This is a genomic window from Secundilactobacillus oryzae JCM 18671 (genome assembly GCF_000740055.1).
Taxonomy (GTDB): domain Bacteria; phylum Bacillota; class Bacilli; order Lactobacillales; family Lactobacillaceae; genus Secundilactobacillus; species Secundilactobacillus oryzae.
Genome location: NZ_BBJM01000001.1, coordinates 143460 through 153818 on the forward strand (window position 1 = coordinate 143460; position 10359 = coordinate 153818).

General features: G+C 42.8%; 12 protein-coding genes, 1 pseudogene and 1 riboswitch. Of the genes and pseudogenes, 4 read left to right on the plus strand and 9 right to left on the minus strand.

Annotation, left to right across the window (positions count from 1 at the left end; translation table 11 throughout):
- Window positions 1–60: 60 nt before the first annotated feature.
- Together LOSG293_RS00765 and mnmM are read left to right on the plus strand one after the other, a co-directional pair.
- Window positions 61–717, plus strand: coding sequence for a phosphatase PAP2 family protein (locus tag LOSG293_RS00765; RefSeq protein WP_034525801.1), 657 nt, complete (start codon window positions 61–63; stop codon window positions 715–717).
- Window positions 718–723: 6 nt separating this feature from the next.
- Window positions 724–1290 carry a tRNA 5-(aminomethyl)-2-thiouridylate-methyltransferase MnmM gene (mnmM, locus tag LOSG293_RS00770; protein ID WP_034525803.1) on the plus strand — a complete coding sequence of 189 codons (567 nt, stop codon included), beginning with the start codon at window positions 724–726 and terminating at the stop codon, window positions 1288–1290.
- A gap of 29 nt (window positions 1291–1319) precedes the next feature.
- On the opposite strand, the gene LOSG293_RS00775 is transcribed toward mnmM, so the two are convergent.
- The 3 genes from LOSG293_RS00775 to metK form a co-directional block, all read right to left on the minus strand.
- On the minus strand, window positions 1320–2777 hold the full coding sequence (locus tag LOSG293_RS00775; protein ID WP_034525805.1) for an MDR family MFS transporter: 1458 nt from the start codon (window positions 2775–2777) through the stop codon (window positions 1320–1322).
- A 16-nt stretch (window positions 2778–2793) separates the two neighbouring features.
- Complete coding sequence (locus LOSG293_RS00780) at window positions 2794–3654, minus strand: prephenate dehydratase (RefSeq protein ID WP_034525807.1); 861 nt, start codon at window positions 3652–3654, stop codon at window positions 2794–2796.
- Window positions 3655–3755: 101 nt separating this feature from the next.
- A complete protein-coding gene (gene metK / locus LOSG293_RS00785) occupies window positions 3756–4949 on the minus strand; it encodes a methionine adenosyltransferase (RefSeq protein ID WP_034525812.1) in 1194 nt (397 codons plus the stop codon).
- Window positions 4947–5038: riboswitch (SMK box riboswitch) on the minus strand. (Overlaps the previous gene by 3 nt.)
- A 123-nt stretch (window positions 5039–5161) precedes the next feature.
- Between metK and LOSG293_RS00790 the strand changes: the two genes are divergently transcribed.
- Window positions 5162–5881 (plus strand): hypothetical protein, encoded by a 720-nt coding sequence (locus LOSG293_RS00790; RefSeq protein ID WP_034525815.1) that lies wholly within the window; start codon window positions 5162–5164, stop codon window positions 5879–5881.
- A gap of 22 nt (window positions 5882–5903) precedes the next feature.
- Here LOSG293_RS00790 and LOSG293_RS00795 read toward each other — a convergent pair whose 3' ends face one another.
- Complete coding sequence (locus LOSG293_RS00795) at window positions 5904–6308, minus strand: hypothetical protein (RefSeq protein ID WP_034525818.1); 405 nt, start codon at window positions 6306–6308, stop codon at window positions 5904–5906.
- Window positions 6309–6811: 503 nt separating this feature from the next.
- Between LOSG293_RS00795 and LOSG293_RS00800 the strand changes: the two genes are divergently transcribed.
- Window positions 6812–7132, plus strand: a complete 321-nt coding sequence (locus LOSG293_RS00800; RefSeq protein ID WP_034525820.1) for a heavy metal-binding domain-containing protein — start codon at window positions 6812–6814, stop codon at window positions 7130–7132.
- Between the two features lie 45 nt (window positions 7133–7177).
- Here the strand turns inward: LOSG293_RS00800 and LOSG293_RS00805 are convergent, their stop codons facing one another.
- The 5 genes and pseudogenes from LOSG293_RS00805 to LOSG293_RS00825 form a co-directional block, all read right to left on the minus strand.
- Entirely contained in the window at window positions 7178–9109 is a 1932-nt protein-coding gene (locus tag LOSG293_RS00805) for a copper-translocating P-type ATPase (RefSeq protein ID WP_034525823.1), read from the minus strand.
- Window positions 9109–9480 carry a cupredoxin domain-containing protein gene (locus LOSG293_RS00810; RefSeq protein WP_034525827.1) on the minus strand — a complete coding sequence of 124 codons (372 nt, stop codon included), beginning with the start codon at window positions 9478–9480 and terminating at the stop codon, window positions 9109–9111. The genes LOSG293_RS00805 and LOSG293_RS00810 overlap by 1 nt, the downstream gene beginning before the upstream one ends.
- A gap of 244 nt (window positions 9481–9724) precedes the next feature.
- Window positions 9725–9907, minus strand: a complete 183-nt coding sequence (locus LOSG293_RS00815; RefSeq protein WP_051907133.1) for a phage scaffolding protein — start codon at window positions 9905–9907, stop codon at window positions 9725–9727.
- Window positions 9908–9933: 26 nt separating this feature from the next.
- Complete coding sequence (locus tag LOSG293_RS10025; RefSeq protein WP_191976205.1) at window positions 9934–10086, minus strand: phage scaffolding protein; 153 nt, start codon at window positions 10084–10086, stop codon at window positions 9934–9936.
- A 163-nt stretch (window positions 10087–10249) separates the two neighbouring features.
- A pseudogene (locus tag LOSG293_RS00825) lies at window positions 10250–10359 on the minus strand (IS30 family transposase); the annotation flags it as partial.

Below are 10359 nucleotides of genomic sequence, written 5' to 3' on the forward strand. Positions count from 1 at the left end.
AAATCCTACCTTCCGAGATGGTATACTAGTGATAAAGAAAATCTGGGGGATTTATCACACATGAAATCATCGCAAACTTTAACCAATTGGCAGGTTAAGCGCACTCAACTTGGCCTCTCTGTCATCGCCTTACTAGGATTCATCATTCTGTTAATCAGCGTACTCACGGGAAAGCCGTGGCTGACCTCATTTGATCAAAGTCTCATTAATTTCTTTCGTGGCGCCACTTTTCAAGATTTCCGGGGCTTCCTCACGTTTGTTACGTTATCTGGCAACCCTGTCCCAGTTGGTATTTTCACTTTTATCCTCGCCATCATCAGCTCATTTCTAAAAAACTATAAATTCGCCGCTTTCCTATTAATCAACGTACTGTCATTCGGTGGTTTAGCCAATTCACTAATTAAAAATGCCGTTCAAAGACCACGACCAGACCAGCATCCACTGTTTCACTTAACTTCGTACAGCTTCCCCAGCGGCCACTCAATCACAGCCATGCTCCTGTTTGGCTCACTCATTTTAATGCTATGGCATTTGGTCAAAAATCAAACCATCCGAGTGGGACTCGTCGCCTTGCTAGCAATTTGGATTGCGCTGATTGGCATTAGTCGCATTTACGTCGGTGTTCACTATCCTAGCGATGTACTGGCAGGTTTCTTGTTGGGATTCGTCCTACTCACCCTTTCTCAAGCCTTTTTCTATGGAATCAAATGGAGGTAAGCACATATGCAACTTGAATCATCCTTAGCTTTCAGTCATCAGCTGTTAAAAGCCGCCGTTCAACCGGGTGATACTGTTATTGATGGTACGGCCGGTAACGGCCATGATACTGCTTTACTAGCAGAATTAGTCGGACAAAGTGGCCACGTTTTGGCGTTCGACATCCAAGAAGCTGCCCTCAGCCAAACCAAAACACGATTGGATAATGCAGGGTTGGCCTCACAAGTTCAACTCATTCACGATAGCCACGCAAATTTAGCTGCTTATTTGCCTGAAAATCAATCAATATCGGCTGCTATTTTCAATCTTGGCTATTTACCCGGTGGCGATAAACAGATTACAACTCATGCGGAATCGACCTTGCAGGCATTGCAACAAATGCTTGCTCATCTTAGTGCTGGCGGTGTGGTCATTGCGGTACTCTACTACGGGCATCCAGGTGGTAAGGCAGAAAAAGATGCTGTCATTCACTTTGCAAGTACCCTTGATCAAAAACAGTTCCAAGTACTTTCCTATCAATTTATTAACCAAATTCATGAACCACCCATTTTACTGGCTATACAAAAACGCTAGCGACGACAAATCGCTAGCGTTTATTTTTTCTATTTTGCTTTTGGTCGATCCAATGCATTGATTAGGAAGGCAACAATAATCAAGCCAACACCTAAGATGAAGACATAGTGAATCCCTTGGTAGAGAATATCCCGCAATACCGGCAATAATTTTTCCGGCAGCTGTAAAGCCGTCTTAGGATTAATTAATTGGTTCATCATGGTCATCGTTGTCCCAGGATGAGCATCTACACCTCTAGCCATCATGACGTTCAAGACGATTCCGAAGACCGATACCATCAGTGTTTGACTTAATGTCCGGCTCAACGTATTCAAGGATGTTGCAATTCCGACATCTTGATTGGAAACCTGATTTTGAACCGTGACGGTTGTAGTCGTAATCGTAATCCCAAATCCAGTTCCACAAATGGCAGCCACAAGATAGAACCAGCCAAACGGAATCGATACTGGGAATAGCGAGAACGTAACGGCACCAATGAGAACCAGTGATAAACTAATCATCACGACTCGTTTGGGCGTTAAGCTTACTAACAATCGGCCGGCCGTAAACGATCCCAGCATCCACATAATGGAACTAGGTGCCAGGGCAAATCCAGCAATCGTTGCGGGCAAGCCGTTGATACCTTGCGCCCACATTGGAATGTAGACATCAAAACCAATCAAAAAGCCACTAATTAGAGCGGCTACTAAATTTTGCGTCACAAATGTCCGGTTCTTAAATAAATCGAGCGGAATAATTGGGTAATCAATCCGTTGTTCTCGACGAACAAACAAGAAACCGGCGACGACCGCAACAACAATTACTACTGCCACCATAAGCCAATTTAAATTAGTTGCACTGAGCATTTGGAAAATATACATAATAGCTAACAGTGTTATAGACAGCCAGAAACTGCCTTGATAATCCATCTTAGTTTTGCGCGGCACGAAAGTTTCGTGATGAAAAATTGCGATTAAGGCAATCGTTAATAGCCCGATTGGTACGTTAATGAAGAAAATCCAGTGCCAGGTTAGTTGATCGACGATAAAACCACCAATTAGGGGCGCCACAATCGAAGCAATTCCCCATGAAGCCCCGTTGAAGCCCAATACCTTCGCCCGTTTTTCAAATGGGTAAATATCGGCAATGATGGTGAACGTCACCGGCATAATCGCACCGGCACCAATTCCTTGAACCGCCCGCCAGATAATCAGCGTCATCATGCTTTCTGACAATCCTGACATTGCGGAACCGATGATGAAGACGGTTAGTCCAAAAATAAGCACTTTCTTCCGACCGATAGTATCCGATAATTTACCGTACAATGGTGTCGCAATTGCATTGGTCAGTAAGTAAATTGAAAAAATCCAGTTCATGATGGAAACCCCATGAAGGTCTCCAACAATCGTTGGCATCGCGGTGGATACAATAGTTCCTTCAATCGCGGTCATAAATGAAGCAACGAAAACCGCGATAGTAACAAGTACAACGTTTGTTTTCTTTTCCAAGCTATTTCCTCCTTATTTAGATGTTAAGTGACTTTTCAGTCAACTTAGGTTTTTTATTAAAGGGGTACAATCCCAAAAAATTAACTTCAAATTGTTGTGACAGTTCACCGACCACTTTAATCAAATCAGCCTGTTGTTCCGGCATTCCAGAAACCTCTATATAAAACGAGTAGCGGCCAATCTGTTCCTTGGTCGGTTCTGAAATCAAGGCCACTAGATTCAAATGATGCGCAACGAAGTACCCTAATATATTGTACAACGTCCCAGGCCCATCGTCTGGTGGCGTTACATAGAGGCTTGCCTTAAACTTTTCAGCCATGTGAACCGTCTCGGCTGACTGTCGTTTGAACACAATAAATCTAGTGTGATTGTCCTCCCGATCCGCCACATTATGCAATTTCAGTGGCAACGAGACGTTGTCTACTTCAGCCTCTGACACAATTGCAGCATCTCCAGGCTGTCCAGCTATTGCTTGATTCAAAGAAATAATATTACTTGAAGTGGTGATAATTTCCACATTTGGCAGTGACTTAATTAATTTTGTGCACTGGCCTTCCGTTTTGAATTGGACAAATAGGCGTTTAATATCAGTCAGCTTTTCAGCGTGACCAATCAGGCCAAAATTGACCGCCACCTCCAACTCCGCAAGAATTGAAATTGGCGCAACTTTCAACTTTTCCAGCGTAGCCAACACAAATCCGTCTAGCTGATTCTCCAATGGTAATAGCCCTAGATTATCGCCCTCAACACTATCGCTAACTTCATCAAATGACTGATAGTACTGAATCTCTAAATCTAAGTTATTAGCCTCCCTAACGTAAGCCTGTGCCGCCATATCTGTAAACGTGCCTTTAGGTCCCAAAACTGAAAGCTTCAACTAAACCCCTCCAAATTTAGATTAACAATTTTCATAGAAAATCAAGACATTAAAAAACAGTGACGGCTTTGTCGTTGACAAAGCACGTCTCTGCCCTTTGTTTAGTCTTTGTTAAAATACTTTTTTAATTCGTCAACTTTATCTAGGTGCTCCCATGGTAAATCAATGTCAGTCCGACCAAAGTGACCATACGCAGCAGTTTGCTCGTAGATTGGGCGCTTCAAGTCTAGCATCTTGATGATACCAGCTGGACGAAGGTCAAAAATCTCACGGATAGCTTGTGTCAATTCAACTTCTGACACGTTGTTACTACCAAACGTGTTAACTGAAATTGAAACTGGTTGCGCAACACCAATTGCGTAAGCTAATTGCACTTCGGCTTGGTGAGCTAACCCAGCAGCCACGATGTTCTTGGCGATGTAACGAGCTGCATAACTAGCAGAACGGTCCACCTTAGTGGCATCCTTACCAGAAAAGGCACCACCACCATGACGAGCGTAACCACCATAAGTATCAACAATCACCTTCCGTCCTGTCAAACCGGCATCCCCTTGAGGACCACCGATAACAAAACGACCAGTTGGGTTCACGTAGAACTTCGTCTTATCATCAAGCAAGTCAGCAGGAATCACTTCCTTAATGACCTTATCAATGACATCTTGACGAATCGTTTCTAACTCAACATCGGGATCGTGCTGGGTACTTAAAACCACGGCGTCAACCCGGATTGGTTGATTATCATCATCATATTCAACCGTAACCTCAGCCTTAGCATCTGGGCGAAGGTAACTAATTTCGCCACTCTTACGAAGCTTAGCAATTTTACGCATTAAGCGGTGACTTAATGAAATTGGTAATGGCATCAATTCTGGCGTTTCATCAATGGCGTAACCAAACATCATACCTTGATCACCAGCACCAATCTTGTCGAGTGGATCTTCTTCACCTTCACGAGTTTCGAGTGAATCGTTAACTCCTTGAGCAATATCAGGTGATTGTTCGTCAATCGCCACCATCACGGCACAATTATCACCATCAAAGCCATAAAGGCCGTCAGTATAACCGATGCGCTTGATGGTATTACGGACAACGTGTTGGATATCAACGTATGCCTTAGTTGAAATTTCACCAAAAACGAGGACAAGTCCGGTCGTCACTGAAGTTTCGCAGGCCACACGAGCGTCTGGATCTTGCGCCAAAATGGCGTCTAAAATAGCATCACTAATTTGATCAGCAATCTTGTCTGGATGTCCTTCCGAAACGGACTCCGACGTAAATAAATGTTTCTCTTGCACAATAAATTCCCCCTGATAAATTAAATACGGTTACAAGGCTTCTTCGTAAAATTACGAATCCTATCGGGAATGGAAAACTCATAACTTTACAAGTTTAGCACAACTCAATTTCTTATGTAATGAGGAAAGGCATAAATTCGACATTTGACTCTCCCCAAACCGATGAATACGTTATAATGGTGTCTAATTAAACGAAATTGGAGTCTACAACCGTGAAGTCAGCTCTCAATAATTTTCTCAGACAGCGTAAAATGCGTGAATTACTCCTCTACTCAGGCCTACAAGCGGTGGCTTGGTGGTTCTTTGTTGGTCATTTTACCGGTAAAAATTCCGCCAAGCCATTTGATGCAGTAACACTTGCCCTCATCATCTTTACCTTCTTTGCGGCCTTTTTAACTGCTTTTACGCTAAAATCGAATTTTAAATCAAACCTTATTTTGCCGATTGCGGGAATTACCATTATCCCTATTCTATTAGCAATTGAAAAACTCAACCTTTCGATTGCTGGTCTAGCTGGACTATACGTGATTGCCATTATTCTACTGAGTTTCAAGTCACTTAAACTACAGAATGTCTTTGGCCTCGGTGTGCTGTCCTTAATCGTCTCTGCAACAGCCCCAATTGCCATTTACTATACGAAGTACGAGTTTTTTCCAAGCGCTATTTTTAATCAGTTGTTGGTTCTTTGGCTACTCACCATATTCTTCCTAGAGCCGTACTTTACCAACGACCACCGCTCAATTACCATGAGTTCCTTAATCATCTTAGCAATTACGATTATCGCTATCTTTGCGATTTCTCACGTATTTATGGCTTTCCTTTCAGTTATCTTGTTACTCATTGTCTGGTACCTAAAGGCCAGACTACTGGATCAGCATCTGTGGCTCATCGCTTTTGCGCTTCTTGAAATTTTAATTACGTTCGCACTTTAAAGTCTTGCTACGGCAAGGCTTTTTACATTGCAATAAATAGATTGGGAAAAATAACGCTAGGTTTATCCACTTTCACAATCAGTAATAGTTCGGAATCAAGGCGTTCCATGAAAATGCCAAAGTCCAACGATTCATCGTGAACATAGCCGCGAAAGCTTTGTAACTGGCACTTTCCCCTTCTAATGGCATAACGCTTCTTGACCGTGATCCCGGTCCCCGTGATGTTGACGCTAATCTCCATGATCCCGTCCGAAATCAGCATGCGTGATAGTAGTTTCATCCCATCATTCATCACCCAGATGGGATCGTCTCCAATTTTGTTCTGGACTTTGATCTCAAACACCGGATTATGGACTGGCTTAAAATGTCGTTTGCACGCCTCGAATGACTCAATGTGATCTTCAATTGTTTTTTCAAATGTTCTCAAAATGTGATCCTCCTCTGATTTGCTAACTAAAATTTTATTAAATGAGAGGCCAAACAAAAAGTGGTCGTGGAAACGGTAACGAGTGCTCGTGAAAACGGTTGTAGGTCAACCTTTGACTTAATTTGATTTTAATCGAATTTCGAAATCGCCTGATATAACAGCATTTCAAAAATGAGAATGATAAGCAAAAAAACGAAGAAATTTCGTAAAAGGCAAAAAAACTTTATTTTTGAAATCAAAATACTTTTAAACCGGGATTTCATTTTTTAAAAAGGGTAAAAAATACCCCATTATGGAATTCTCGTTTCAAATTCAAAAGAAAATTTTAACACCGTGATATAATTAGGACGGAATAAAGGTCTCGAATTATGAGGAGGGCTATCATTGAATTTTCATCGTTTTTCTGTGCTCACACTTTTAAGTACGATTTTTTTCACGGTAATATTTGCGCTCAAATCAAAAAATGTAAAATAATATCTGTAACTATCTAAGGAGGAATCAGCATGGCAACTATTTTAGTGACAACAACTGAACACATTCCGGGAAAAGATTATGAGGTCATCGGAGAGGTTTTTGGCTTAACAACCCAATCTAAAAACATCGTGCGAAACATTGGTGCCTCGCTCAAGAATGTGGTTGGTGGCGAGATTAAGGATTACACCAACATGCTGACTGAAGCGCGTGACGTTGCCATTGAGCGCTTAAAACAAAATGCAGCGGACATGGGCGCCGATGCCGTCGTTATGATGCGATTTGATTCTGGCTCAATTGGTACCGATATGCAGTCTGTGGCCGCATACGGAACAGCTGTTAAATTTAAGTAAGCAAAAAGCCATCACGTTCGCGTGCGATGGCTTTTCTAGTCTAATTCACTTCGTAGACAACGCTGGGTCATCCACAATCTTAGCTTTATTTAATAGTAATGATGAACCCACAACTGAAATTGAGCTCAGGGCCATAGCCAATCCTGAGAATTCCGGACTTAGCGTTAGACCAACGCCGACAAAGACGCCAGCCGCAATTGGAATCCCAATCACGTTATAGAATAAGGCCCAAAACAGATTTAATTTAATGCGGTTAAAGGTCTTATGACTAATTGCGAGTGCCCGAACAACTCCTTGAAGGTCATTTTTAACCAAGACAATCCCGCCTGACTCAATCGCAATATCTGTTCCAGCGCCCATCGCGATACCAACATCAGCAGTTGATAATGCTAGTGCATCATTGATTCCGTCACCCACAAAGGCAACCCGGTGCGATTGCTGGAGCTGTTTAATATGATCAGCTTTTTCACCGGGTAGCACATCCGCGATAACGTCATCAATGCCAATTTGAGTGGCAATCGCCCTAGCAACATTAGCGTTGTCTCCCGTCAACATCACCGTTCGTAACCCCTGATCCTTCAATTGGCCAATAGTGACCTTTGCATTCTCACGTGCCACGTCTTGAATGGCAATTAATCCAATGACAGTATCATTTTCACCAACCACCACAACCGTTTTGGCCGCTTTTTGAAGTGCGGTCATTTGAGCTTTCAAACGCTCACTGATTTGCGCGTTTATTGCTAGCTTTTCGTTACCGACAAAGACATGTTGACCAAAGAGTTCAGCCTGCACGCCTTTTCCCTCGACGGCTTGGAAATTAGTCGGTATTGTTACTTTGATTTGTTGCTGTTTGGCACGGTCTAAAATCGCACTCGCAAGCGGATGTTCGGACTGTTCTTCCAAACTAGCCGCAATCCTCAACAGTTTAGCTTCATCACCTACAATATCCGTCACTTCTGGTGTCCCCTTCGTCAGGGTTCCCGTCTTATCAAAGACAATCGTATCGATTTTGTTGACGGCTTCTAGGACTTCGCCACTTTTAATGAGGACACCCATCTTGGCACTGCGAGCCGTTCCAACCATCAATGCCGTTGGTGTCGCCAATCCCAATGCACATGGACAAGCAATCACGATAACGGCCACCGCAAATAGTAGCGCGTGTACAGCCGTGGCCCCTAATAATACATACCAAATATCAAATGCTAGCACGGCTACAATGAGCACAATGGGGACAAAGATGTTGGAAATCTTATCCGTTAGTTTCTGAATTGGCGCATGACTCGTTTGGGCGCGTTTCACCATTTCAACGATTTGGGCAAGCAAAGTTTCCTCACCCACCTTAGTCGCCTTGAAGGTTACGGTCCCAGTCGTATTCATGGTGGACCCGATGACAGAATCGTCAACGCCCTTGGCCACCGGTAAACTTTCGCCAGTCACCATCGCCTCGTCAATCGTTGTGGTTCCCGAAACGATCACACCATCCACCGGAATTTTTTCTCCCGGTTTGACCCGAATGACATCCCCACTAACAACTTCTTCCAACGGCACACGAACAAACGCATTATCCCGGAGCACCTCAGCATCGGATGCTTGCAATTGCACGAGTTTTTCAACAGCGTTCGAAGCGTTGTTACGCATCCGTTCCTCGAATACCTGACCTAGCAGCACAAATACCGTGATAAAGGCCGCACTTTCAAAGTAGACCTCCCGATTGGTCATCATCGCAAACACAGAGTAAAAGTAGGAAACGAACGTCCCAATCGCTACCAAAGTATCCATGTTGGCGTTATGGTGCTTGAAGGCTGCCCAACCACTTTGCCAAAACGGCAACGCCGCCACCAACATAATAATAGTCGTCGTAATCAGCGCCACCCAGTTATAAGCTGGCATCATTAGATGAAATGGCATGAGTACCATTTGCCCCAACATCGGGATCGATAAAATTAAAGTAATGTAAAAGCGCTTTGTGTAGGACATTAGCGAACCACCACCTTGCCATGAAACATGTTCATGCCACAGGCAAAGTCGTATTCACCAAACTTACTGGTATCAATCGAAATAGCGTGCTTTTCTTTTTGCGGCAAAAATTCGTTGATACCAAAATCAGCGAACGTTACCTGTTCCAAACAGTTAGAAGGATCTTTACGTTCAAAAATAAGATTAGCTGGTTGCCCTTGTTTGAGGACCACGGTGCTTGGCGAGTATCCACCGTCCACGACAATGTCGACTTGTTGCGTTCCGTCTGCCACGTTAGCTTGAACGGCCTCCTCTTCACGATGACCAAAAAACCACCAGATAACGAATCCAACAATCAGAATGCTTAATACTAGAGTAATAAGTTGTGTCATGAGAATAACTTCCTTTCCGTTTACATTTGTAAACCTCAAGTTAAATATAGAATAGGCGTCTACATTTGTCAACGGAAAAATAACTTCTTTTTCACAAATCAGTCAATATTTTGTGTATTTTTGATATACTACAATAAGAATTTATATATGTGCAGAATAACGCAACTGTCCACTTTGAGTGAAGCGATTTGTGCATCGACACCTTCGAGTTCGCCTTTATCGGTCAACTTGATTTCGTCCATATTCAGCAATACCTAGCAGCTTCAGGATTACGAACCTTAGAAGAACTTAAGACAGTGTCTAAAGCACCGTTAAGCTTAGCTTGCTGTAACTGTCCTGGTAGGGATTCGGTATCGGCTTGATATTTGTTTTGCAGGTTTTCGAGTTGTTTGTTTAACTCATCTGAGTTGCCCGCCTGTTTTGTCAAAGCCTTGATATTCTTACCGTTTTCGGTCAGTTGAGCTTTAAGTGAGTCATTTCAGTCTTGAGTGACTCAGCATCATTTGCTGTGACTTTAGCTTTCTCCACATCAGCACCGTGCTGGCCCATAATCTTGTCGATCTGTTCATCTGTTAAACCTAATTCTTTTAATTGGTCTCGTTTCATAGTAAAAACATCCTCTCTCGCAGTTTATTACGCGGAGCGACCGCAATCAAGGTATAAAAAATAAGCTTTTTTACGTCTTACTTAGGACAAACAAATAGCACTCAACGAATATCGTTAAGTGCTACATTTTAATAATTATTTTTTTAATGGGCAAATTACAAGTTTAATCCGAACAAGCCCGGAATCTTTCAATGGCAGTCTGTTGATGATGTATTTTTAATGGTCGTTGATTAATTAGTTCAAGTGCTGCTAGGATCTCATCAGTCGTTACTT

Bases quoted from the DNA above. Each gene is read 5' to 3' on its own strand.
- LOSG293_RS10025 (WP_191976205.1), bottom strand. From the start codon at position 10,086: ATGAAACGAGACCAATTAAAAGAATTAGGTTTAACAGATGAACAGATC.
- LOSG293_RS00800 (WP_034525820.1), top strand. From the start codon at position 6,812: ATGGCAACTATTTTAGTGACAACAACTGAACACATTCCGGGAAAAGAT.
- LOSG293_RS00805 (WP_034525823.1), bottom strand. From the start codon at position 9,109: ATGTCCTACACAAAGCGCTTTTACATTACTTTAATTTTATCGATCCCG.
- mnmM (WP_034525803.1), top strand. From the start codon at position 724: ATGCAACTTGAATCATCCTTAGCTTTCAGTCATCAGCTGTTAAAAGCC.
- LOSG293_RS00765 (WP_034525801.1), top strand. From the start codon at position 61: ATGAAATCATCGCAAACTTTAACCAATTGGCAGGTTAAGCGCACTCAA.
- LOSG293_RS00810 (WP_034525827.1), bottom strand. From the start codon at position 9,480: ATGACACAACTTATTACTCTAGTATTAAGCATTCTGATTGTTGGATTC.